The organism is Candidatus Symbiopectobacterium sp. NZEC135 (genome assembly GCF_025962695.1).
The window spans coordinates 1-24443 of the sequence record NZ_JAGFPF010000044.1 but is presented as its reverse complement, the minus strand read 5'-3'; the positions used below and the strand labels follow the sequence as shown (position 1 = coordinate 24443).

General features: G+C 56.7%; 17 protein-coding genes. 2 read left to right on the top strand and 15 right to left on the bottom strand.

What is annotated here, in order from left to right; genetic code table 11:
• Positions 1 to 100: 100 nt before the first annotated feature.
• The 15 genes from J5224_RS17935 to J5224_RS17865 all read right to left on the bottom strand — a co-directional run bounded on the left by J5224_RS17935 (position 101) and on the right by J5224_RS17865 (position 22057).
• Complete coding sequence (locus tag J5224_RS17935; protein ID WP_264626650.1) at positions 101 to 8260, bottom strand: beta-propeller fold lactonase family protein; 8160 nt, start codon at positions 8258 to 8260, stop codon at positions 101 to 103.
• Positions 8261 to 8315: 55 nt separating this feature from the next.
• Entirely contained in the window at positions 8316 to 9935 is a 1620-nt protein-coding gene (locus J5224_RS17930) for a pilus assembly protein TadG-related protein (protein WP_264626649.1), read from the bottom strand.
• A 125-nt stretch (positions 9936 to 10060) separates the two neighbouring features.
• Positions 10061 to 10657 (bottom strand): TadE/TadG family type IV pilus assembly protein, encoded by a 597-nt coding sequence (locus J5224_RS17925; RefSeq protein WP_264626648.1) that lies wholly within the window; start codon positions 10655 to 10657, stop codon positions 10061 to 10063.
• Positions 10650 to 11180, bottom strand: coding sequence for a hypothetical protein (locus tag J5224_RS17920; RefSeq protein ID WP_264626647.1), 531 nt, complete (start codon positions 11178 to 11180; stop codon positions 10650 to 10652). The genes J5224_RS17925 and J5224_RS17920 overlap by 8 nt, the downstream gene beginning before the upstream one ends.
• A complete protein-coding gene (locus J5224_RS17915) occupies positions 11180 to 11968 on the bottom strand; it encodes a tetratricopeptide repeat protein (RefSeq protein ID WP_264626657.1) in 789 nt (262 codons plus the stop codon). The genes J5224_RS17920 and J5224_RS17915 overlap by 1 nt, the downstream gene beginning before the upstream one ends.
• Positions 11969 to 12068: 100 nt before the next feature.
• Positions 12069 to 13028: a type II secretion system F family protein gene (locus J5224_RS17910; protein ID WP_264626646.1), complete on the bottom strand. Its 960-nt coding sequence runs from the start codon at positions 13026 to 13028 to the stop codon at positions 12069 to 12071.
• Positions 13029 to 13040: 12 nt separating this feature from the next.
• Positions 13041 to 14021, bottom strand: coding sequence for a type II secretion system F family protein (locus J5224_RS17905; protein ID WP_264626645.1), 981 nt, complete (start codon positions 14019 to 14021; stop codon positions 13041 to 13043).
• A gap of 17 nt (positions 14022 to 14038) precedes the next feature.
• Positions 14039 to 15442, bottom strand: a complete 1404-nt coding sequence (locus J5224_RS17900) for a CpaF family protein (RefSeq protein WP_264626644.1) — start codon at positions 15440 to 15442, stop codon at positions 14039 to 14041.
• Positions 15443 to 15470: 28 nt separating this feature from the next.
• The gene (locus tag J5224_RS17895; protein WP_264626643.1) at positions 15471 to 16670 is read right to left on the bottom strand and encodes a hypothetical protein; all 1200 of its coding nucleotides are present in this window, start codon (positions 16668 to 16670) and stop codon (positions 15471 to 15473) included.
• Between the two features lie 14 nt (positions 16671 to 16684).
• Positions 16685 to 17317 carry a CpaD family pilus assembly lipoprotein gene (locus tag J5224_RS17890; RefSeq protein ID WP_319802454.1) on the bottom strand — a complete coding sequence of 211 codons (633 nt, stop codon included), beginning with the start codon at positions 17315 to 17317 and terminating at the stop codon, positions 16685 to 16687.
• 69 nt (positions 17318 to 17386) lie between these two features.
• Positions 17387 to 18820 (bottom strand): type II and III secretion system protein family protein, encoded by a 1434-nt coding sequence (locus tag J5224_RS17885; RefSeq protein ID WP_264626641.1) that lies wholly within the window; start codon positions 18818 to 18820, stop codon positions 17387 to 17389.
• Between the two features lie 81 nt (positions 18821 to 18901).
• Positions 18902 to 19834: a Flp pilus assembly protein CpaB gene (cpaB, locus tag J5224_RS17880; RefSeq protein WP_264626640.1), complete on the bottom strand. Its 933-nt coding sequence runs from the start codon at positions 19832 to 19834 to the stop codon at positions 18902 to 18904.
• 89 nt (positions 19835 to 19923) lie between these two features.
• The gene (locus J5224_RS17875) at positions 19924 to 20475 is read right to left on the bottom strand and encodes a prepilin peptidase (protein WP_264626639.1); all 552 of its coding nucleotides are present in this window, start codon (positions 20473 to 20475) and stop codon (positions 19924 to 19926) included.
• Between the two features lie 7 nt (positions 20476 to 20482).
• Positions 20483 to 20710, bottom strand: coding sequence for a Flp family type IVb pilin (locus tag J5224_RS17870; RefSeq protein ID WP_319802453.1), 228 nt, complete (start codon positions 20708 to 20710; stop codon positions 20483 to 20485).
• A gap of 237 nt (positions 20711 to 20947) precedes the next feature.
• Complete coding sequence (locus tag J5224_RS17865) at positions 20948 to 22057, bottom strand: 4Fe-4S binding protein (RefSeq protein WP_264626637.1); 1110 nt, start codon at positions 22055 to 22057, stop codon at positions 20948 to 20950.
• Positions 22058 to 22392: 335 nt separating this feature from the next.
• On the opposite strand from J5224_RS17865, the gene J5224_RS17860 reads away from it, so the two are divergent.
• On the top strand, positions 22393 to 23169 hold the full coding sequence (locus J5224_RS17860) for an MBL fold metallo-hydrolase (RefSeq protein WP_264626636.1): 777 nt from the start codon (positions 22393 to 22395) through the stop codon (positions 23167 to 23169).
• Between the two features lie 60 nt (positions 23170 to 23229).
• Positions 23230 to 24192 (top strand): GlxA family transcriptional regulator, encoded by a 963-nt coding sequence (locus J5224_RS17855; protein WP_264626635.1) that lies wholly within the window; start codon positions 23230 to 23232, stop codon positions 24190 to 24192.
• Positions 24193 to 24443 lie beyond the last annotated feature (251 nt).

Here is a 24443-nt window from a genome sequence, read left to right as displayed (position 1 = left end):
TATTCCCTCTTGTAATGGGTTTATTCTCTGTCGGCTGTGGGCTGAACGGCCCACAACCGACTGAAGCTATGGTTAACTGCTGCAAAATGTCCCGCACCTGTCACGCGCGCAGACGGCTCAATTCACTCAGTGCGGCCAGCAGAGCATCCTGTTCGGCGCGCGGTGCGTTAAGCTGCTCGCTAAACGCGGTTTTTCCCGTGGGCAATGCGATGTCAATGCGGCTGTCCTGCACGCTGTCGTCCGCTAACGGCGGCAACGTGGTGGAAGCACCGCGATCCGTTGGCTGGTTTGCCGATGCCTCGTGTCCGGTTTGCAACGTGACGGGTATCGTGCGCCGCGCGCCGTCGACCGCCTGCGCGGTCAGCGCCAACTGGATCTGGTTTACCTGCACCGCGTCAGGATCGGTAATGCGTAGTTGACCGTTGCGGGCATCAAACTGAACCCAGGCAGGCAGGGGGCGACCGTTGGCGAGCTGCAACGACAGCGCTACGCCGCTATCACGCGCACTGAACAGGCGTGACGGCAGGGTGAACACCAGCGCGCCAGCGCTGTCGCGCTGCAACGAACCCTGTAGGCTGCTGTAGGCTGATTCCAATGAGGTGGTTTGACCGGGTACGCGCTGGAACAGCGATGACTCCGTCACCTGTCCCGGCGCGCCGTCACGCTGAACTGCGTGGCCGCGCGCGGCAAAATTCACCGTTTCCAGCGGCGGCAGTAGCGTTTGCATCATGGGGTCGAGCACCCATGGCGCAGCGGTACGTTCTGCCGCCGTGTGAGACGGCGCTACCGCGAATTCTGCCGATAAACTCGCGTGTGCCGTCGCCGGTGAAGGCGTTTGGGAAAGTGCCGCGATGATCGCACTTAAGGGCTGTTCCTGTTCCCGTTCCTTCAACGCATCAGAGACGCTTGCTGATGATGTCGTCAGGATCACCGGGGCCGGTGTTGTGCTGTCTGGCGTTTCCGGCTGCGGCTCCACAGGGGCTTGCGCAACGGTTACGTTGAGCGAGTGCGTGGCTTGCGCTTTGCCATCGCTGGCGGTGAGCACCACGGTAAATGAGCCTGATGTGGTGGGCGTACCCGAAATCGTGCGGCTTGCGACATCAAAACTCAGCCCGTTTGGCAAGCCGCTAACACGCCAGGTCAGTGTGTCGTTATCGGCATCGGTAAACAGGTTTTCCGGCAGGGTGTAGTGATACGCGCTGCCCGCTTGCAGTGCCCCCAGATTCAACCCGGCTTGGTCGTTGTACACCGGTGCACTGTTGTCCGGTTCGACATCGGGGGCTTGCGCGACCGTTATCTCGACCGTATGGGTGGCTTGCGCTTTTCCATCGCTGACGGTGAGGGTCAAGGCAAACTCACCGGACGCCGTAGGTGTACCTGAAATCGTGCGGGTTTGCGCATCAAAGCTTAACCCTGCCGGCAAGCCGCTGACACGCCAGGTCAGCGTGTCGTTATCGGCATCGGTAAACAGGTTTTCCGGCAAGGTGTAGTGATACGCGCTGCCCGCTTGCAGTGTGCCCAGATTCAGTCCGGTGCCGTCGTTATACACGGGAGGGATGTTTTCAGGAACGTCGCTGCCCTGAAAGATAATGACCGTCTTTTCGCTAAATTCTGCTTTGGCATTTTGCGGTTCTGGATGTTTCCAATCCACATCCTCATAGAGGGTCAAACCTATCGTGCGATTACCGGTTGCCTCTGCGTTGCTGTGGCTGTAGGTGATGCTGTCAATCAACTGTGCCGTGCTGGCCCCATCACGCGCAACATACAGCGTCACGGTGGCAACGCCGTTGCTGACACTGACGCGGTATTCCATTCCGCTTTCACCCACAAAAGCCTGGTAGTCGATGGTTTTGTCGATCAAGATTTCCCCACCCGCGACATGCAGCACATCACCGACACTGGCGGGGGAAACGGAAATCTCAACCCGATGGATTTTTTGACCCGCTTCAATGGTGTCGATGACCGTATTCTTGAACAGTGCGATCGCATCGCTGCCCGGTACGTAAGTGGCGTTCACCGGTTCCGTGCTCACCACCGCCGCATCATTCAGGCCGACAAGGCTTACCGTGGTGGTAAAGTCTGCCGTGTGATCCTGACCGTCATTAAAGCGAATGTTGAACGTGGCTTGCGTACCGGTAGACGTCGGGTCGCTGCTGGTGGATTGGTAAACAATGGCACGTAATACCAGCTGTGCTTCAGCCTGCGTCACGCCTGCGAGGAAGGTGATGGTCAGCGTGCCGCTGGCGGTGGTCGTGACATCCGCAATAGCCTTATCACCTGACCAGATTTTGCCATCGTCTTTGAGGCTCAGACCGCTGTTCTCGGAAAGCCCAAACTGGTCACCGGCCTGTGTGCCGCCGGTGCGTTCAATCACCAGCGTCGCGCCTTGATAGCTGCTTTGATCGTTAACGGGGGCAGACAAGGTGCCGCCGGGGATCAGGGCGACGGGATCGCCTCTTTCGGTAAAGGTTTCAGTAGCAGGGATGAGATCGAGGATAACGATCCCTTCTGGCGTAATGCCGCTCGTACTGTTCTGGATGTTCAGGGTACCCGTAAGGTACAGTTGTTTGCCATCAGCGCTGAAGCTGGCATAGCGCACCTCGCTCAATACCGTCCCTTGATAATCCGCCAAATCGCCAAAGCCCTCTACCGCCTGGTGCTGTGTCAGGCTGCCGTCAGCCGCGCGAGCGTAGAGAATGATGCTATACGTATTGTAATGCTCGCTGCGGCCCAATTCACCGGTAATCACCACCGAGTTGCCATCGGGGGAAACCAGCACCTGCTTGACGCTGGTCGCCTTTCCATCGTCGCCTTCGCCTGAGCTGATTGCCAGGGTTGAGGTTGCCGAGAGCGTGCCGTCTTGCGCTACCGTAAAGATATGCAACGACGTATTGTTATCCACCACATACAGCGATTTGCCATCGGGTGAAACCGTAATAGCGGAAGCGTAGTAACCCTCTTCACTGGCCGTCGAACCGGCGATAGCTTGTTGATAGGTCAACGTGCCGTCATCGCCCACGCTGAATCGGCTTACCACCGTATCGCCGCCGGACGTCGCGACAAACAGCGTTTTGCCATCCGGTGACAGGGTTAAGGCATTGGCTCCGTCGAGCTGTATGCCATCGTCTTCCGCATCGTTGAGCGTAGCGCTAAGTGCTAAGGTATCCCCGCTGCGGGTGAAGACCAGCAGGCTGTCGCCGCTGGTGATGTAAACCTTGTCGCCATTGGCTAACACATCGCGCACCATGCCAAGATCGCTGCCAACGGTGCCGATTGCGTGCAGATCGTTGGCATCGAACAGGGCAATATTGTCGGCCCCTATCACATAGACACTGTTTCCATCGCTGGACACTCGTGCTTGCGCCGCACCGGTTAAACCGGTGATCTCAGCGCTTTTGGTCATGTACAGCTTGCCGTCGGTATCACGCTCCACCAGATATAGCGCGTTGGATTCAACGTCTTGTCCGGTGCTTGTTGTTTCGTCATAAACCCAATCGCTGTGTGTGCGAATCAGGTAGATTTTATCTCCCACTACCGTGATGCCTTGAATGCCGGTCAGCAGGGATTTGTCGTTCTCATCCAGTGCATCAAACAGGCTGCCATAATCAAGTGCACCCGCTTCGGCACCAAGGTGCGGCGTCAAACGCGTGTCCGCCACGGTGACCGTGCTGTGGATGTCGAGCGTGGTGGTGTTATCAGCCGCATCGACCAGTTGTGTCAGCGTGACGGTAATGGCACCTTGCGCTACGTCGCTGCTCAGCACCTTATAGTGGATAGTGTCGATCAGGGCATTCACGTCGTTTGGCGTGTTGTCGCTGTTATTGAGCTTGAGGGTAACGGTGGTGATGCCATCCTTAACGGTCACCTGATACGAATGACCCTGTGTTGTCATGCCTTCGGTGGCGGCTAACGGGATAGTGGTGCCATCAATCACCAGCGCGTTATTGGCGCTGGCGCGGTTTACCGTGAGGGTCAATGCGGAGAGCGTCGCCCCTGCGTTGCCGAGTCGTGTATCCACGTTATCGAACAGGTCCACCGTGTCGGGTAGGCCGCTGGAGGTAATGGTGGCGCTGGCTTGCTTGCCTTCGGCGCTAAGCGTAGGGGCAACCGGCGTTTCAGCCAGCAGCAGCGCTACGCTGGCGTTGGCGGATTTCCCGCCGCTATCGCGCACCGTGATCGTCAGATCAACCCGTGCGGGCGCTTCTGCGTTGCTATTAAGGTAAGTGACCTGCTGCAATACCTGATTGGCAGTGGCTTTATCCACATCGCGGCTAAAGGTGATGGTCAGCACGCCATCTTTCGTCGTGAAGGTGGCAATGGTGGCCTTGCCTTTCATGACGTTGCCATCTTCCAGACGCAACCCGGAACCATTTTTAAAGCCGAATTGATCGTCTGCCGAAGCACCGTTGGCGCGATTTACGGTCAGCGTGGTGCCCTTGTAGTCCGCTTTTTGATCCGCATCGACATCTGCGAAGTTTAGCCCTTCTGCGAAGGTTGCTGCGCCGTTGGTGGTGTAGGCGGCGTGAGGCAGGGCTGAGAGAATAGTCAATCCGGCGGTAAACTGGCTGCGCCCGCTATAGATGTTGAGTCCATCGGGTGTGACAGCAATATGGTTGGTACGCACTCCTACATCCTGCTTGCCAACATAGGTCAATAACCCTGTGGCGCTGTCACGGCTTAGCACTGCCAATACGCTGCCATTAAAACCGACATAAAGTGCGGAACCATCACTGGATAGCGCCATCTCTCGGATATTAAGCGCCGAAACATTGGCATAGAGCGAAACGGTGCTGACGTAGGTCAAGCTGCCGTCACTGGCATCACGGCTGAAAATGGAGACGGTGGCTTGCTGCCCTGAGCCAACATAGACAAAGGCGCCATCGGGTGAAATGACGATGTCCTGAAGTTCGGACAAATAGCTGCTACCGCTGGGTCTTTCACCGCTATCAGGATCTGCAATAATGCTGGCATTATTAATGAGCCCTTTGTAAGTCAGCTCCCCGGTTTCTGTGTTACGCGAAAAGAGTGTCAGCATGCTGCCGCTACGGTTAGCAACATAAACCGATTTCCCATCACCAGATATCACCATGCCACTGGGGGCGTTCATGCCGAGTTCGTTAGTCCCTCCCTGATAAGCGGTAAGGTAAGTGAGTGACCCGGTGTTTGGATCGCGAGAAAATTGACTCAGCGCCGATTTGCCGGTTGATCCATCAATACTGGAGGTGCCGTTGATGGTGTAGAGCGATTTACCATCCGCTGAAATCACGATTTCGGTGATCTGCGCATCCAGCCCTGTCGCACCGTTGACGCCTTGAGTGGCGACGATACCTGCGTAAGTGTATTGGCCCGTGGTGGCATCGTAGGTGAAACGCACCAGTGAGTACGTTGTCGCATCGCCGCTGTGTCCAGCGATGTACAGATCGTTGCCATGCATCGTCATCGTGGTGATACCACTGAGGCCGTTGGCTTCAATCGCTGCGGTATCCGGGTTGTCGCTCTCACCCTGAATAAAGGTTTGCACCAGGGTTAACTCACCGGTCGTGCTGTCACGGCTGTAGATGCGCAGCGTGCTGTTTCCACTTGCGTTAGCTCCGTCGCTGCCGCTGACCAGCAGCGTTTTACCGTCCGCTGACACGGCGATCGCCGTGACGTATTCACCGTATCCGCTCAGGGTGCCATTGTTGTAATAGAGCGTGGCATCGGGGTTGGTGATGGTGTTTTGCCAACCGGGCGCATTGTTTATCGCCAACGCGATGGTGGCGCTGATCGCCAGATCGCTCGTGTCGTTGCCCTCACCTTCGGTGCCGCCGTTATCGCGCAGGCTGGTCAGCGTGATGGTGCGCGTGCCTGTGGTAGCCTGTTCGGTATCGTTCACGTAGGCAATACCGTTGACCAATGTTTGTGCCGCAGCAGCGGTTACGCCCGCTTCATGGCTAATCACCAGCGTACCAGTGCCGTAGCTGCTGCTGTAGGTGTAATGGTAATCGCCAGCCTGACCGCTGCTGTCGCTCGCTAAATCGACGCGTGTGCCTGCGATAATAATGAATTCATTCGCGGCGTTATCGACACCTTCAATGGTCAACGTCAGCTCGATAATCGACTGGCCGACCTCACCGACGCTGATCGTGGTATTGCTAAACGGATTGACCACCGTGCCGTGGGTATCATAGGTCTTGTTGCCAATGGTGGTGGCATCGAGCGTTGGGGCGGTATTGTTGGTGATCAGCACATCCAATGTGACCGTTTGGCTGTCTGCCTTGCCGTCATTGGCGCGCAAGGCCAGTTTCACCAGCGTGCCATTGGTGTCGGCACCGGTATTGCTGTAGGTTACCTGGTGCAATACCGCATTGGCGTCGGCTTTACTGGCCCCCGCCAGGAAGGTGAGGGTGAGGGTGCCAGCGCTTTGGCTGAAGGTGGCGATAGCGGTATCGCCTCTCATCACTTTCCCGTCGATCAGTTGTAGACCACTGCCTTGCGCAAAGCCGAACTGGTCATCGGCTTGTGGGTCGGTGGCGCGAGAAAGTGTCAGCGTGGTGCCGTTATAATCCCCGTTGCCGTCTGCCAGACGATCATTGTTGGCATCAGACAGCGTCAGGCCGTGTGCCAGCGTAATCTCGCCGCCACGCAACAGCGTTTGGATCGGCGAATAACGGCTGATGCCGTTGCCAGAAATCAGAATGGAGTTACCATCGGCAGAGATGGCGATGTCACCGCCGTTGGTGGTGCCGGTGCTGCTGCCCGTGAGCGTCAAGCTGCCGTTATCGCCCACGGCGTAAACATTCACGGTGCCCGTCGTCGTCGCGGCGTAAAGCTGGGTGCCGTCGCTGCTCAGCGTCAGGCTGCCAATTTTGTCGCTGGTGACGGTGTTGATCAGCGTCAGCTTGTTGTCCGTGCCCAGTTGGTAAATAACGATATTGGCGCTGGTTGGGTCGCCGACGTACAGCAACTTGCCATCTTTGGAGGTGGTCAGCGCGTAGTCGACGGGATCCTGCCCCTTCTTGGTGAGGATAAGGTCGTCGACCTGTGTCAGGATGCCGGTCGTTGCATTACGCAGATATACCTTTATTTCGTGGGGGGAGATGAACGAGGCGCCGCTGTGAATCACATAGACATAGTCACCGGAGGTGGCAATCATGCCGTTGCGGTGCGCTTCCAGTTCCTGCCCCTGCGTTAATGCGCCATTTTCAGCGCGGTTGTAGACATACACCGCGCGCCCCGAATTACTGCTGGCATCCACATAGATTTGTTTGCCGTCATCAGAAATCGCCAGCCCGCCGGTTGAGCCGCCAGCTGGCAACTTGGTCGTGCTGACATACGTCAGCGTGCCGTCGTTAACGCTTAGCTGAATCAGGTTACCGTTACCCGCAACGGTATAAACCGACTTGCCATCGGCGCTGACCACCAGATGGTTAACCGTGCCGAGATCGTCAACCACCAGGCTTTGTTGTTGGGTTAAGCGCCCGGTGCTGTCGACCGAGAAAACGGTGAGGGTGTTGTCGGAACCAGCGGCATACACGTGGCTGCCATCGGCGGAATAGGCGATTTCCGTCGCTTTCGCCAGCGTGCCTGCGTTAAAGGTTTCTGCTTCCTGTAACGTGCTGCCGGAAAGTTCTGGCGGAACGTTCACTTTGTTGTCTATCGTCACGGTGGCGTGAATATCCAGCGTAGCGGTGGCATCTTGATCGCTCAGGCTTTTCAGCGTAACGGTGACATCACCACTTGCTACGGTGCTGTCCAGCGGTTTATAGGCAATGCCGTCGATCAGTGTGGCAACGTCAGCGGGTTGATAAGCCTCAGACGAAGCAATACTCAGTGTGATGGTGGTCGTGTCACCGCTGACGGTGACCTTATAACTGTAACCGTTAGTGAGGGTCGAATCGCTCCCGGTGGTGGTGGGTTTCAGGGCAATTTCACTGCCATCTATCATCAGCACTTGATTGGCACCGGCGCGATCGACTGTGATCACTAATTCGGTTAATTCTTTGCCGCTGCTATCAGCTCCAGTGTCAGTGGACACGGTTACCTTACTGAACAGGTCCATGGCGGCAAAACCTGTCTCTCCCTCGTTGATTGTCACTGTACTGTGGGCCGAGGTAGCATCCACACCCGGCGCGCTGTCGGTCGGCGCGATAACCTGAGCCGCAACGGCATCCGCGGTGGCGATGGCAGCGGCGTCGAACATCATGCGCGGTTCCAACACCCATGCCTGACGGGGTGGGCGCGCAGGTGCAGTACCGGCTTTGGAACGGGAAAATGTCATGGTGTCGTGTCCTTATAAAAGAAACAAATCGCGTGTGGCTTGCGAAATACGGTGCTTACTCCACCAACCGTACGTAGCCGCCTTCGGTTTCGATCTGGCTGGCGATGCGATTCAGTCGTTGAATCAGTTGATCTTCGACGCCCTCTGCGCCGAACCCTGCGCCATCCACAAAGCTCATGCGTTTCTCGCCTTCGGTGCAAATAAGCAGGCCCGGTGTGGCTTCTTGGTCAAACAGGTTGCGGCCGAAATCCTCCGGATCGCCGGGGCGAATACCCACAAAATAGAATTTGAGATTGTGCACGCGGAAGCTGTCACACAGATCGCGAAAGCGTTTGCGGGCAAACTGGCGTGAAACTTCTGATCCGGTGCTGCCGGAAAATTGGTTGCGCTTAAAGTTGTAGCTGTCGGTGTCGAACCAGTTGCCGACAGTGTTTGCCATCATCACAATCACTTTTTGTCCGTCGCCCTTGCCGTCCTGATTGAAATCGAGCGGCAGCTTGGCATCGCCCCAGCCTTCCGAACCGCGCATATTGGGTGACAGCGCGGCGGCAGCCCAGCCCATGGCAATGGCATAGTTAACATTGAAACGCGGGGTAAACTGAGCGATACGCTGCTCCAGTTTGGTTTGTTCGTTAGTGAGCGGCAGCAGTGCGGCGTTGGGGCAGCCGCGATCGGCAACCATCCAGCGCGTATCGTTAGCACCGCTGGCCTGGCCGAAATCAGGGTTGGGCCCGACCCAGGAGATCGGTGCTGCGCCGGGGCTACCGTTCTGCGGCAGATCGTGACGGTAATAGACGCCAAACTGCGCCACCGGCGGCTCATCCCAAAAGAAGTTTTCTTCTGCGCCCAGACCACGGTACATGCACAGCAAATTTGCGCGCCTGTCGGGGATCCGGCGATCGTCTAAACCGCGATAGCCCGTGCGAAACAGCGTGGTGAGCTCTATCGGGTTGAGCGCGGTAGGTGTTGCCCAGCGGCGAATGCGGTTGGTATCTTCTGCGTCATACACGTTTACTGACTGACTGTAAGGCACCAGCGAGAGCCATAGGTTGTCCCGCTTGCCATCGGCGCTGCTCAGCATGCGTTCGACAAATTTGCGGCTGACGCTTTTCAGTGCGCTGATATCGGCATCGCTCATTTCACCGGTGACGGGCATCATGAAGGCGATTTCCGTTGGTCGGTTGATCACTTCTGCTGTTGAGTGCACCGCCTGCTTTCGAGCGCCTAAATTCATCAGATTAGGCTGGGTGTTGAAGCTGGCTTCGACGGTGTAAAGTTTGCGCGTGTTGTTTTTACGCCCTTCCGTGACGGTGACGTCTTCACGAGTGAGTTTATTGTCGAGGGCGTTGTTTAACCCGAGGTTGCTTTTGACGTATTGATAGGCCAGTTCTTTAATCTGTTCTGGGTCATACTCATCGCCGTTGATCGTGGCCTGATGCGCGACAGCCAGCGCGGCGGCGTCTGTTGCGCGCTTGATCTGCGTGGCATCGCCAGTGGCCGTTGAGGTATCGACAATGAAGGCAGCGCTGACCAGCAGTGCCATGGTGCCGAGCACGTAGAACGCCGTGCCTGCGCCGGTTTCCTGATGAATAAAAGCGGACAGCGCGGCGCGCCAAAAAGGGCGCGCGCGACGGCTGTCTTTTTTCAGTTCACTGTTTTTAATCGCTTTTTTCATCTTTCATTATCCTGAGTGACCAAATTTAGTGCATAGCTATCCCGCCCGAATAAGCGGGAAAAATACGACATGGCTCTGTGTCGGTGCGCGTGGTTATGGTGGGTCTTTTTGCCCGTCACGCGTCGTTATGTTTTATCGTTATCCAACCCGGCTTCTTTGCTCAGGGTTTCATCTAAATCCACGACGCCGATGGCAACCCGATTGATTGCCGTGGCGTGCAACAAGCCGCCTAATGACATGCCGCCCAGCAGGGCGACGTCTTTGCCCTGACGACAAATCTCTACCACCAGCATGGAGGTATTCTTGTTGCCTTTTTTGGCATCGCGCTCGGGCAGGTCTGGCAGATAGGGCGTATTGGGTTGAGTCTCACTGCCTACGCATAGCCCTTTCGCCGTGCCACGACTCAGTTGCCAATAGAGATCGCCAGTTTGACGCACGTTACTGATCAGTAGCTGATAACTCCCCAATCCCTGAGTGGGCAGTACGGTATCCAGTAACCCCTGCAACCCGGTTTCTGTCAGATCCTGCTGCATCGCCAGTATTGAGACGATGGCACCCGCGCGCTGCTCCATACGAGAGCGCTCCAGACCAACGCTGTACATGTCGGCACAGAGCGAGCCAATCGCCAGAACAATCGGAAACGCCAGTGCAGTTTCCACGGCGGCGACCCCATGACATGAGCGGTGAAAGCGTTTCAGGTAGCGCAACAGCGTCTTAGTCATTGCGTAGCTCCGTGCCAAACACGTGCTTGTACTGGTAGCGGAAGGTGGTGCCTAGCGTTAACACTTCCGGCAGCGGCGTGATAAACGCCTTTTCAATCTGCACGGTAACGGACCACACCGGTAGCGTGGTGGTGTTCTCTTCGTCGTTTTGCGCCTCGTTTGATGTCGTACCGCTGGCGGTAAATCCCCCCAACTGGTTCAGGTTTTCGAAATGCAGCACATTGACGGTAAGGTTGTCGGCGTTGAGGTAGCCATAGGCCGAATCCACCATGCGCGTTTTCAAGCGCGTGCTCATCTGCTCCGGGCTGGCCGCGTTGAGATTATCGAGGCGGAAACTCTGCACCGCTTTATCCAGCGCCGCGCTGCCGACCGCGATCACCAGCCCGATACGCGCCAGCTCAAACAGCATCATCACGCCGACCATCGCAACCGGAACCAAAAAGGCCACTTCGGTCGCGACCACGCCGTGCGCGGTGCGCCAGCGCTCGGCGTGATATCGGAACGTATCGCGCAGGCGTGCCATTATTCTGGGTTACTCAGTTGCAGGCGTTGGCGGCTGGAGGCCAGCAGCGTTTCACCACGGGTTTTATCCTGTTGCATCTGTTGTAAACGCTGGCGCAGCGAGGCTATCAACGAATCAATCCGCTGTGGCTGGGCGATAGCACCGAGTGCCGTGCGCGCCTCCTCTTCCCGGTCGCTGGCGAGATACGCCAGCGCCAGATTCAGTTTGCCGGTGGTGTTGCCGTCATCCAGAGAGCGCAGCAACGGAATGGCTTTGTCCGGGTTGCCGCTGGCAAGCCAGGAGAGCGCCAGATTGTTGAGGGCGGAGACATCTGCCGGGTTTACCTGCAAGGCTTTTTCAAATATCTGGCGTGCCTGTGTGTGCTGTCCCGCGCTGTCCATCACCACGCCCATGCCATTAAGCGCCAGCGTGTTGTTTGGTTGCGCTTTCAGTGCACAGGTGAAATCTTTCTGCGCCATGGTGTTACGCCCCAGCGCTAACTGGGCGCGGCCCATGCCGAGGCAGACGGCGAGTGCTTCTTCGGGCGACATCTTGTCCGTGTCGCCGCCTAATGACTGACGTGCCCGGCTGTACAGCTCCAGCGTTTGCTGCGGGGAGCGCGCCAGTGCGGCAACGCTGGCGTATTCCAGCATCTCTGGGCCTTTTAGCATGTTGCGGCTGTCCAAGCGGGTATAGACGTCGGTCGCGGCTTCGACCCGCCCCTGATCGCGCAGTAAACGCGCCAGGCGCAGACCTTCGTCTTTGTTTCCCTTGATCGCCATTGAACTGCCACAACCGGCCAGCACCATACTGAGCAGCAACACGGTCAATGAGAAGGTGCGGCGGCGGTAAGCCGTTTTGTTACTCAAGGTTATCTGACCAAACATCTTCACGGACTCCATCGGGGGTTCATTGTGACAACAGGCGCACCACACGCACCAAAGCGGGGGCGGCCATAATGGCGATAATCGGTGGCAGGATCAGCGTCATCAATGGCACGCTGAGCTGGGCGGGCAGCTTGCCCGCTTTCTCTTCCAGCCCTAAAATCAGTGTCTTGCGGCTTTCGTCGGCAATCGTGCGCAGCGCCTGAGAGAGCGGGGTGCCGTAGCGTTCCGCTTGAATCAGGGTGGCGACCATGCTTTCGATTTCGCTGACGCGGGTGCGCTCTGCCAGGTGCATCATCGCCAAGGTACGATCGGACAAGATCTGTAATTCGGCGGCGGTGTAGTGCAGTTCATCCGCCATTTCCGGTGAGGAAAGGCCCAGCTCTTTCGATACCACATGCAGCACACGCCCTATAGGCAAGCCCGCTTCGGCGCAGACCACCATGAGGTCAAGCGCGTCCGGTACCGCGCGCGCCAGCTTTTCGCCCCGGCTGGTGGCACGCCAACGCAGCCACCATTCGGGCAACAGCGTGCCGACAAAAAAGCCGATAAGGCCAGTGGCAACGCCCGTCAGACCGAGTCGATCGGCGGCGGGTAGCCATCCCCAGACCAGCAGCATGGCAATCAGCGCACCAGTGATAAATTTGCCCATCACCAGCCAGCCCACTGCTTCATGACGGCGTATACCCGCCAGATCCAACATGCGGCGTAGGTTGCGGCGATCGCGCTCTGAACCAGCCAGCCGTTCGCCCTGTACCGCGAGCGGACGCAGCAGTGTTTCCAACCAGGGGGATAGCGTGGTGCCCTGACCGCGCAGGATAGTGTCTTGTGAGTCCGTCTCGCGGCTCACTTCAGGCAGGTGCCCGCGCAGGCGGTTTTCCAACAGCTTGTACTGGCGTGCTTGATGTTGTGCACGGCCCAGCAGGATACCGGTGATGATCAGTATCAGAGCCAGCAGCAGTAAGGGGTCGCTCAATAACGTCATTTCGGCTCTCTCTTATCCAACCCGCTTGACCATCAAATGGGTCACCAACATCCCCAGCGAAACGCTGCACAGGGCGTAAATCAGCACCGAGGTGCCCACCGGGTCGGAGAACAAAAAGCTGAAATCTTCCGGTGACTTCATGTACAAATAGGCGAGACAGCAGGGGAACAGCGCAGCGACAATCTTGGCTGATGCGCGCGCTTCTGAGGTTTTCGACTGCACTTTCAGTTGCAGTTCGCGCCTGTCGCGCAGCGTGGCAGAGAGCCGCTCCAGCGTCTCACCCAACCGGCCACCGGCTTCCTGGTTGATGATCAGGATCACCACGAAGAAGCGGTACTCCGCCATCGGCACCCGTGTAGCAGAGGTCTGAATCACCTGACGTAAGGGAATGCCCAGCTTGAGCCAGTGATCGATGGTTTTGAATTCGTTGGCTAGCGGGCCGCTCAGGTGCTCTGCCACGATGGCGAAGGTATTCGCCACGGGCACGCCTGCGCGGCAACTGCGGGTAATGGCATCGATCGCTTCCGGCAGGCTTTCGCGCAGCGCTTTCAGGTGCTTTTGCAGCGTGGAGCGGAACAGCAGTACGGCGGTGCTGACAAACAGCAGCAGGGAAAAGACTAACCCTAATGTCAACGGCAGCAGGGTTCGTTGTCCCATGATCATGCCAATCAGCAGGCTGATTGCGCCCAATGCTAAGGCACGCTGTGCCAGATTTTTTTTCCAGCCGATAAACGCTAACTGCGCCCAAAGGATCGCCAGCGCACGTCCCAGCAGTGGCACTCGCATAAACGGTGTCGTGACTTCATCGCGCAGGATGGAGTCGGAGGTTATCTCGGCGGCGGCGGGGCTGACCTCTTGTAACACCTGTTGCCAGCGTTGTTCGCGCTGTTGACGAAGCCGGCGTGCTTTCTGCCAGGCGGCGATGACCAGTACCAGCGCAAAGACGCAGCAAAATATCAGCAGGGTGATCAGATTCAGGCGTGCATCACTCATCGGCTCTCCTTCGATCTTCACTGCGCATCGAATAGGTGCGCTTTGTCGCTGTAGAACTGCGGGCGCTGAATGTGCTGCACGTATTCGCCGGTGAGCATGCCTTGGCTATCCATGCCCTGGATCTGGAAGCTGAACAGATCCTGAAGCTGGATCACTTCATTTTCCATGCCACACACTTCGGTGATCGACACTACGCGGCGCATGCCGTCACGCATACGTTCAATCTGCACAATCAAATGCACGGCGCTGGCGATTTGACGGCGGATAGCCATCAGCGGCAACTGCATGTTGGCCATCATCACCATGTTTTCCAGACGTTGGATGGCATCGCGCGAGGTGTTGGCATGCACGGTACAGAGCGAGCCGTCATGGCCGGTGTTCATCGCCTGCAACATGTCGAAACTCTCGCCGCCGCGCACCTCACCCAGAATGATGCGATCCGGGCGCATACGCAGCGCGTTACGCATCAGATCGCGCTGATCGACGCGTCCGGTGCCTTCGGCGCTGACCGGGCGCGTTTCCAACCGCACCACGTGCTCTTGTTGCAATTGCAGTTCAGCGGCATCTTCGATGGTGATAATGCGATCGGTGCTGCCGATCTTCTGCGACAGCGCGTTGAGCAACGTGGTTTTACCGGCACCAGTACCGCCCGACACGATGACGTTTACGCGGGCCTGCATCGCTTTATTCAGCACATCCGCCATGGCGTAGGACATGCAGCGGCGTTCCGCCAGCGTTTCCAGCGACAGGTTACGTCGCATGAATTTACGGATCGAAATGGTGGTACCGTCGATCGCCAGCGGGTAGGTGATCACGTTAACGCGGCTGCCGTCGGGCAAGCGCGCATCGACCATTGGGCTGGCTTCATCGATACGCCGCCCTACCGCTGCGGCAATGCGCTGCGCGGTGTTGAACACGTGCTCTTCATCGATAAAGGTAATCGGTGACAGCTCCAGTTTGCCGAAACGCTCGATAAACACCTGCTGTGCGCCGTTAACCAGAATATCGTTGACGGTGTCATCGGCCAGCAGCGGCTGAATCGGTCCGATACCGGTCATTTCATCCAGCATTTCGGCGGCGATGGCTTCTTCTTCCTGACGCGAAAGCTGGAGGCGTTGTTCGTCGCAAATACGGCGAATCACGGTTTCAATTTGAGCCAGCAGCTTGTCGCGGCCCATCATGGCCGCTTTACCCGCATCGATCTGATCGTAAAGCTGTGCGCGGATCAGACGGCGTTGACTGGTACGATTGTCCGTTTGACGCGGCGTCGCGGTAGGTGCCACCGCCGGGCTGGCGCTGGTCTGTGGGCGGGTGTCTGCCGCCGGGCGCGTCTTCAGCTCTGTGACGGTGGCAGTCGGTGTCGCTTGCGGTACGCCTTTGTTGGCGTCCTGCTTTTGCTGCTGGCTTCTGCGAATCAACATGGTCAGTTACCTTTTCGAAAACGCCGCATCAGGCGCGTTTTAACCAGCGTGTAAACCAGCGTTTTTCTACCGGTCTGGCGCGCACGCCGCAGGCCAGATCGACCAGTTGGCGCAAGCCCTGCAAGAAGGCGGGGGCCGCGGTCAGATTAAGTGCGCCCAGCGTCAGGCTGTGTGCCAGCGCGTGACCGGCATGCGGCAACACCACGTCAATCTTGCGCCCGGTGAACTGTTCAAACTGGTCGCGGGTGAGCGGGGCGGCGTTGGCAAAGCGGCTCTGGTTATGCACCAGCAGCAGGCGCTGGCCTTCGCTTTCATCACCGATCTCGTGCAGGATTCGGCGCACATTGCGCGCATCTTGCAGCGTTAATTCGGTCACGATAATGCGCAGATCCGCATAGGACAGGACTTCCAGCGCGCCGGTTGGGTAGCTGTTCGGTAAATCCCAAATCACCTGATTGAACATGCGACACAGCACGCCGCCGAGATTCAGCACGTTATCCACCTCAACCGGGCTCAGATCGCCCAGCGTTGGCTTTTGCGCCAGCATATGTAGGCGAGTATCCACGCGCAGCAGGGCGCGTTGCAGCAAACGGGTATCCAGTTCCTGCGTTTCCAGCACCGCCGCGAGCCCACCGTCTTCCGTTTGTCCTTGCAGCAACAACTGATCGCCATTACGGCGGTCGTAATCCACCAGCGCAACGGGCAGATGGCGTTCGCTGGAGAGCAAGCGGCTCAACCCCATCGCTACGGTGCTGCCGCCGCAACCGCCGCTGGCGCTGACCACGGCGATGGTTCTGCCCATGCGGGCGTATTCCGGCCCGGCCTGTTGGCCTTCGCACTTGGCGAGCGTCGTCGCCAGCAGGTCGAGGGTGAAGGGTTTGACCAGGTAATCCACCACGCCAATCTGGAGCAGTGCGCGGTACAGGCCGATATCCTGCGCTTTGCCTGCCGCCACCACCTGGGTGGTGGGGCCACACACACCCAGCAGCTCTTCCAGTGCGGGCAGCGGCCAGTGGGTGTCATCAAGATCCACCAGCAGGATACGCGGCGGTACATTCAGCTCGCACCATTGGCGTGCGCCAGCTATACCGCCGCACAGTACCGGTACGGCCTGCTGGTTCAGGCGCGAGAGCAGATCGCTGACGTCTGCCGCCTCGCGGGCGTCATGCACGAAGGCGACCAGCGGTTGTGCCAACGCTTCGCCATCGGTAAGGGTAATGTCGCTCATGGAATGCCTCGCCTTTAATCTTCGTCAAAGTTAATGTCGATGAGCTCTTTCACTTCACCTTTGTGATAGCGTTCGATGCTATTCACGGCGGTGACGCCATCAGCAGCGTCCAGCGCCTTGGCCTGGATCAGATCGCGCGGTTCAGCCACCATCTTCGCCAGGTTGTTTTGTGTGGCGCATCCCAGGTAGCCAATGCCTTCAAAAGGTTTCACCATCAACTGGTCGGGATTGTTCACTTCGCAGCGCGTGGTTTTCACCGCCAGCGCTTCTGAAATCACTTCCAGATCGCCGGTTTGGCCGCTTGCTGTCGAACGGCGTAATTGCTTCACGTTGCGCGCGTCAGCCCCGGCATTTTTCAGCACCACGGCCAGGCGGTCTGCCATTTGCTCGCCACGTACTGAATGCGGGATAAGCGTCAGGGTTTGTTTGGCGAGACGCCCCTGATCTTTCAGCATGACATTAAGCTGCTTGAGCGATTCGGGCGTAAAGCCGCGCCCGTTAGGTGCCACCGCCAGCGTAACCGCCAGCGAAGTAGGGCGGACTTCGATCGGTTTGAGGGCCGGTTGTTCGAAACGATCGGCACGCATTTTATTGATGCTGCTGTCGCCGCACGCGGCCAATAACAGCGCGCAGGCGCAGAGCGTCATGGAGAACAGCGTGTGCGAGGTGCGGGTTATCGTGTGGTTATTCATGTTTTTCACCGTTGTCATCCAGGGTTAGTAGAGGTAGCCGACGGAGCCGAAGCTCGGTGTGACGGCATCCAACGTTCTTACCCCTTGCCCTGGTGTTTGCAGTTCACCGGCATTGACCGGCTCAACGACGTAGGCAGTGGCGATGATCACCAGTTCGGTTTCTTCATGGCTGGTGGATTCGTTTTCAAAGGCGCGCCCCAATAGTGGAATACTGCTTAACCCCGGTACGCCGGTCACGGTTTGTCCGTTGGCGCTGCGCAACATACCTGCCAGTGCGAAGCTTTGCCCACTGGCCAGTTCTACCGTGGTATCGGTGCGACGCACTTTGAGTGCCGGTACGCGCGAGCCGCCGGGAATGTCTACTGCGCCGACGTCCGTCAATTCGCTCACTTCCGGCGCAATGTGCAGGCTGATGCGGTTGGCGGACAGCAGCGTTGGCGTCATACGCAAGATCACGCCGTAAGATTTGTAATCGATGCTGACGCTGTTGTTGGTGATAAGCACGATAGGCACTTCGCCACCCGCGGCAAAGGCGGCTGTTTCGCCGGACATTGCGGTCAGGTTAGGTTCAGCCAACACCGTCGCCATGCCCTGCTGGTTTAACGCGGTTAACAAGCCGCTTAAGCGTGAGCGGCCAAAGCTTAAGAAACCGGCGTCGGTGGGGTTGCTAAAGCGCCCGGTGGCGGAGTCAAACAGCCCCAATCGCGTTCCGCTGCCTGCGTTGATGTTGCCGCTGCCGGTGCTCAGTGAAGCTGCCCAGTTAAAGCCCAGTTCGCTGGTCAATTTGCGCGAGACTTCCACCACACGCACCTGAATGTTGATTTGTGACGGCGTTTTGATCTTGAGCTGGTTAATCACTTTGGCGGAGGATTCGCTGCTGCCCGGCAGTTTTTCAGCGCCGCCACCGCTGCCGCCGCCACCTTGTGCACCGGCGGATGCGCTAATGTATGCCTGCACGCTGTCGATGACGCGTTTTGCATCTTGCGGGGTGTCTACGCTGCCACGCACAATCACGCCGCTCGGGATGGAGGCTTCTAACTGGATATCCGCGCCGGGAAACTCGCGTTTAATCCGCTCGCCCAGCGCTTTTAAATCGTGCTCGGACACCAGACGGATGGCGTTGATCACCGTGCCGTTTTCATCCATGGCGTAGAGCGTGGTGGTGCCGACGCTTTTGGCGTAGACAAACAGGTTGCCCGGAGAAGGCAGTTCGAAGCTGGCGATATTGGGGTCTGCCACCAGCACGCTGTCCGGCAAGCCATCGAGTTGCAACAGGCGTCCTTGATGAACCGTCAGATGCACCACATTGGTTTCCGCCACTTCTGATACCCCTGCAGCCAGTGCGCCAGTGGGCATCACTACGGCGATGGGTAACGCAGTACCGATCAGACTTGCAGTGAGTAATCGTTTGCATGTTTCCCGAAGGTGCGATTTCAAATACAGCGAAAACATCGTCATTTACGTTAATTCCGTTATGGCTTTTATGGTTCCATCAACAGCCCGCCGTGCGGCATTGCCAGGCTGCCTGAATGCAGTTCGTCAGCGGGCGGGGAACACCAGCACGCCCTTCTGCTCGCCGTGATACACTTTCACCTGATGGCTGGATAGTCCGTTATAAATCGTGGTGCTTTGCGACAGGGTGGTGACGCGAGAGTGGCCCTGTTTCTCATCTTGGGCATCCGGCGTGGCACTGCGTAGCGCCAGGTGCAACATTCCCACCTCTTTCGCAACCGCCAGCACTTCTGCCTGTTCGGGGGTCACTTCAACGGTGACCGTTTGGTAGCTTTGAGTCCGTGTGCTGCTCGTCGTAGCGGGCGTGCGGCTGCGCACGTTGGCGTCCTGAGCGCTGTCCTCTTCCACATCGCGGCGTGGACGCACATCGGTGTCGGTTTGGTTATTCAGCGCCAATACTCGCAGATCGCGGGCAATCGTCTGGGATGCTAATAGCGGCCTGACGACTGGCTGTGTGCGGCTTGGCGGCAGTTCAGGCTGCTCATCGCGTCGCAGACTCAGAATGATGTCAACGCGATCGCCCGCGGCCACCAGACCTGAGTTGCTGGCTACCGCATTGGTCGGAATGGAGATGGCTCGCATGCCTTTGCGCAGCACGGCGGCGACAAAGCCGGGTTCGCCGGGCTTGACCAATACGTTACTGGTCAGCGGCGCTCCTTGCGCAACCGGTTCACGCAACGTAGCACCCAGCAGCAGTGACTGGCTGTCTTTGCCACGGATAAAGTTGAAATTGCGAGAAACCGTTCCCTCCACCACCTGCCAACTCAGCGAGGTCGTGTCAATAAAGTCACCGGGGTGCAAATCTTTCGCCGCCACCAGAATCGCGGTTTGTTCCGGGGCTTTAATTACCACCGACGGCGGTGCAGGGGGCGTTGCGGCGAGATGGCTGCGAACCATTAGCGCAACGAGTCCTGCCAGTACCAGAGCGCCTGCCAGTACATAGGTAGCGTTTACTTTCATTCAGCTTGCCTGCTTTAGCGTGTGCGTCTTCATGTTGCGACGGATTAAAACGTTCAAATGTAAAACGGTCGAATGTAGAACAACCGAAATTAAAACAAAGGAAAAATAAGGACATACATCGCGCCAAAGGCAATGGCGACGCCATAAGGTATACCCTGAGAAAGATCGGCAGGCAGTGTGGGAGGTAGCGGTAATCGGCTGTTAAACAGCCGATTAGTTGCTTGTATACCCAGTGCCACGGCGGTGGGAACGGTGTTGAACAGCGGCAGGGTGAGCGCCAAAACACCCCCTGCCAGCGCGGTCACCAGCACAAAAACGATCTGATGGCCCGAGCCTACCCACAGGCACAGCACGCTCATCAGCTTGACATCGCCAGCACCTAACCGTCCGGTGAGAAACAGGATAAACCCGACCACCAGCACCACTGCGGCACCTGGAAGCGCCCACAGCATTCCCTGTAACGCGGCGTTGTTGCCTCCGCCGAGTCGTACCACATCCGTGATGCCAAACAGCAACCAGCCCAACAGCAGAATCAATACCGCCCGGTTGGCGATGCGCCGCACGAGCAGATCGGTACTGATACACCACGCCAGACACCCGAGCAGCAGTGCTGTTTGCAGCCACTGTGCGTTGACCGCCATCTCGTGCTTATTTCGCGCCGGAAGCCGCACCGCCACCGGTGCTAGTGCCTGCGCTGGTGATCTGATCGGCGATGGCGCTGAATTTCTCATTCAGTGCTTTTACAAAGATGCCATCGCCGCCAAAAATAGCGCCAATGGCTGCTGCCATTGCAGCGGCCAGAATGCCGTATTCAATGGCAGTCACACCGCTCTCATCGCGCAGGAAAGAACGACATTTTGCTTTCATGTTTCTCATGGGAAGATTCTCTTTATTCGCAGCCAAAGAAATCATGGCTAATTCTTGAGCGGCCATGATGATAACGAAAGCAATAATGAGACTTATTATCAAACATCGCAAGTGACGTAACATTAATATTTGTTCATCTTTTATTACGTAAAATTGTCCTTATTAATCAGAAGGTAAAACAATATTTACGCGATGCTTAATGAAGGGAAATTCCCCCTGTGTTAAGGGGGAATTGGTCTTTGGCGGTTAGGGGTGACCGATGGATTGTGAACCAGGAATAAGCTTGAAGTACATCTGTTCGGGGATAGGGCTATCCCAGACACCGATCAACATGGCGAAGCCAACGGTGGCAAAAAGAATGCTGAGAATCAGGAGTGTCATCATCGCGCCGGAGAGCGCCGTCCGCTGCCACAGTGGGCGATGCGCGTCTTCAACTTTTGCCGCTGAGCGCGGTGCATTCAACAGCGATAAGCTTAACGTTGATGCTACCGGACAGGATTCGACGCAGGTCATGCAGGCATTACATTCGGCGGTTCTCACCTGAATAAGCTTATCGACGGGAATATGGGAGGGGCACGCTTTGGCACACTTGCCGCAGTCGATACAGCTGTTAGCGTCACGGCGAATTTTTACCGGTGACAACAGCGAAAACAGGCCCAGCAGCGCGCCATAGGGACAGAGATAGCGGCACCAGAAATGCCGGACGAACAGACTGATAACGGTGAAGCCAATAATAACGCCCAGTGTAATGTTGCCAATATTACGGAAGAAACCGAGCATTTTGACATCGGCAATCAGACCATAAGGAGACATCAGAAACATATAAATGCCCTGCGCTGGCATCGATAACGCGATATAAAGGAAAAAACCTAATAGCAGATATTTCAAACCGCGCAGAGGAATATCCAGCCAGGTTGGCAGCGTGAAATGCCGTTTGAATATTTTCTTGCCGAGGGCAGCAATCAATTCTGAAAATGTCCCAATAGGGCAAAGCCAGGAACAGAATGATTTTTTCACTAGCAGGCTAGTAATAATAAAGACAACAAGCAGCAGCATCGAGGCAACATGAATCGGTGGCAAACGTCCCATTTCCCACAGGTATTTGATATTCATTAGTCCGGCAATGGGTAACCACCCTTCGATACCACCGGGTCTGGGCAGATAAACGCTGTCACCGCCGGTTTCAAAGTAGCGCACCCAGAAATAGAACGTCACGCCGATATAGATATTGATGGCCAATAACAGTATTTGCGTCGCTCTGCGCCAGGTTAACGTGTTGCGCCAGTCATTCCATGGCAATTTTCCCCCCGTGGTGCCGGGGCGGCGTTGCCAGCGTTTTCTTATTTTTTCGCTCATTGCGTTTTTCTTTATTATTGGGTCTATGAATACACCGTGGAAAGGTAAGGTTAAATTATCATGTCACTGTCAGCGAATAATTGATGTGTGTGCGCATTCAGCGTGAATCAAATTAGTAATCTCGATTCTATTTTTAATTAAAATTGGCGTTCAGGCATAAAAATACACCTTTATAGGGATTGAAAAAATGACGCCATCGCGCCGCGTTACTCGGATTGTCCCAATTCCATCGATCTATGGCCTGCGGGCAACTTACGCGTTTTCTTTGTGCGCTTTACACTGCAAACCATTGATGCCCACACTGTCTTGATGGATGTTATCCACGGGAGTTTTCCATGAAATTGACGCAAATTCGTAATGCCACGCTGAAGGTAGACTATGCCGGAACCTCTTTCCTGATCGACCCTATGCTGGCGGAGAAAGAAGCCTGGGCAGGTTTTGCCGGAACCGCACGTTCCTGGCTACGCAATCCGATGGTGTCGCTGCCCTTGTCGTTAGAAGCCCTGTTGGATGTGGATGCAGTGATTGTAACGCACACCCATTCCGACCATTGGGATGATGCCGCGCAGCGTCATATCCCCAAGGACATGCCGATTTATACCCAAAATGAACGGGATGCCGCATTGATTCGCTCGCAGGGGTTCTCACAGGTGCAGGTATTGGCACAGGAGAATACGTTGGCGGGTATCAGGCTTTGGAAAACCGGCGGGCAGCATGGCAGCGATACCCTCTATGCTAACCCAGATCTGGCGGCGCGTATGGGAGAAACCTGCGGGCTGGTGTTTGACAGCGCAGGAGAAAAGCGCCTTTATATTGCGGGCGACACTGTATGGGCTCCCCCTTATGTCGACAGTCTGGAGCGTTACCAACCCGAGGTGATCGTGCTGAATATCGGGTGCGCTACCGTAGAGGGGTTTGGCCCGATTATTATGGGAAAAGAGGATGCCAGCCGAACGCTTGATCTGCTGCCGCAGAGTATTGTCGTGGCCTCACACATGGAGGCCGTGAACCATTGCCTGCTTAGCCGCGCCGAACTGCGCGAATACTGTCGGGAAAACCGCATTGAACAACGTGTGTTGATTCCCGACGATGGGGAAATGCTCGCGCTTTGAAGGTGTTGGTGACGACAATGGCCCGTAGCCCGCAAACCGATATGCCACAGGAAATAGCCTATGTCCGCGTTACGCGTTGTCATTGTTGCCACTGAAGGATTCAGCCCGTTTCATTTTTCTGTACCCAGCATGGTCTTCGGCAAGGCATTGCCGGAGCCGGGTCGGTTTAAGATGCAGATTTGTGCACTAATGCCGGGAAAGGTGCGCTCCGATAGCGGGATTTCGATTGAGGTGGAGCATGGTTTGGCGCTGTTGGAAACCGCCGATATCATTATTATTCCGTTTTGGCATCACCCTGATGAGAAACCCGCGGCTGAACTGCTGGCGGCGCTGGTTCGCGCCTGGCAGCGCGGTGCGGAAGTGGTGGGGCTGTGCCTCGGCACTTACGTGCTGGCCTATGCTGGATTATTAGCAGGACGACGTGCGGCTACCCATTGGGAGTTTGAGCGCGATTTCAGCCGTCGTTTTCCCGATGTGCAATTGGACAGCAATGCGCTGTATACCCGTGACGATCGCCTGATCACCTCTGCCGGAACGGCGGCAGGGATTGATTGCTGTCTGGATATTATCCGTTGTCACTGTGGCAGCGCATTGGCTAATCGGGTGGCACGTCGCATGGTGGTGCCCCCTTATCGAGAGGGGGGACAGGCTCAGTTTATTGAACGCCCGGTGCCGCAAACCACGCGAGACACGCATATTAATGCGCTGCTGGATTATCTGCGCAGCCATCTCGATCAACCGCACTCTCTGGATGCGCTGGCGGCTGTTGTCAGCATGAGTCGCCGTACTTTTACCCGCCACTTTATCAAGGCAACCGGCATGACGGTGGGCGACTGGCTTACCGCAGAGCGATTGCAGCGCAGCCAGATGCTGTTGGAAAGCAGCGATCATAGCGTCGAGGCCGTGGCGCAGATGGCGGGGTTTGCTTCGCCGATTTCATTTCGACAGCGTTTCAAGGCCCGTTTTAACCTGAGCCCGAGCGAATGGCGTCGGGCATTTCGTGGACCCGGCTCTCAAGCATAATGCGTCGGTGATACACAGGCACTGACGGATACGGCAATCAGTGTCGCCATTAGGGCGAGTGAACGCCATTGATAACATGCCATAACGACCCTCTTTTATAGTTATTTTCCAAGATATTAACTCAAACATGGCCACTATAGTGTATTGGCTTTACCTGTATTTTAGCGTCGGTGGAATCTGAAAAGTTACGCGGTGAATGATTACCTGAGTTAGCAAATGTTGACATGGAGCAACGAACATTTCGTTATGTG

Excerpts from the sequence above, each read along its gene's own strand:
- J5224_RS17935 (WP_264626650.1), bottom strand. The coding sequence starts at position 8,260 with ATGACATTTTCCCGTTCCAAAGCCGGTACTGCACCTGCGCGCCCACCC.
- J5224_RS17930 (WP_264626649.1), bottom strand. The coding sequence starts at position 9,935 with ATGAAAAAAGCGATTAAAAACAGTGAACTGAAAAAAGACAGCCGTCGC.
- J5224_RS17925 (WP_264626648.1), bottom strand. The coding sequence starts at position 10,657 with ATGACTAAGACGCTGTTGCGCTACCTGAAACGCTTTCACCGCTCATGT.
- J5224_RS17920 (WP_264626647.1), bottom strand. The coding sequence starts at position 11,180 with ATGGCACGCCTGCGCGATACGTTCCGATATCACGCCGAGCGCTGGCGC.
- J5224_RS17915 (WP_264626657.1), bottom strand. The coding sequence starts at position 11,968 with ATGGTGCTGGCCGGTTGTGGCAGTTCAATGGCGATCAAGGGAAACAAA.
- J5224_RS17910 (WP_264626646.1), bottom strand. The coding sequence starts at position 13,028 with ATGACGTTATTGAGCGACCCCTTACTGCTGCTGGCTCTGATACTGATC.
- J5224_RS17905 (WP_264626645.1), bottom strand. The coding sequence starts at position 14,021 with ATGAGTGATGCACGCCTGAATCTGATCACCCTGCTGATATTTTGCTGC.
- J5224_RS17900 (WP_264626644.1), bottom strand. The coding sequence starts at position 15,442 with ATGTTGATTCGCAGAAGCCAGCAGCAAAAGCAGGACGCCAACAAAGGC.
- J5224_RS17895 (WP_264626643.1), bottom strand. The coding sequence starts at position 16,670 with ATGAGCGACATTACCCTTACCGATGGCGAAGCGTTGGCACAACCGCTG.
- J5224_RS17890 (WP_319802454.1), bottom strand. The coding sequence starts at position 17,317 with ATGACGCTCTGCGCCTGCGCGCTGTTATTGGCCGCGTGCGGCGACAGC.
- J5224_RS17885 (WP_264626641.1), bottom strand. The coding sequence starts at position 18,820 with ATGACGATGTTTTCGCTGTATTTGAAATCGCACCTTCGGGAAACATGC.
- cpaB (WP_264626640.1), bottom strand. The coding sequence starts at position 19,834 with ATGAAAGTAAACGCTACCTATGTACTGGCAGGCGCTCTGGTACTGGCA.
- J5224_RS17875 (WP_264626639.1), bottom strand. The coding sequence starts at position 20,475 with ATGGCGGTCAACGCACAGTGGCTGCAAACAGCACTGCTGCTCGGGTGT.
- J5224_RS17870 (WP_319802453.1), bottom strand. The coding sequence starts at position 20,710 with ATGAGAAACATGAAAGCAAAATGTCGTTCTTTCCTGCGCGATGAGAGC.
- J5224_RS17865 (WP_264626637.1), bottom strand. The coding sequence starts at position 22,057 with ATGAGCGAAAAAATAAGAAAACGCTGGCAACGCCGCCCCGGCACCACG.
- J5224_RS17860 (WP_264626636.1), top strand. The coding sequence starts at position 22,393 with ATGAAATTGACGCAAATTCGTAATGCCACGCTGAAGGTAGACTATGCC.
- J5224_RS17855 (WP_264626635.1), top strand. The coding sequence starts at position 23,230 with ATGTCCGCGTTACGCGTTGTCATTGTTGCCACTGAAGGATTCAGCCCG.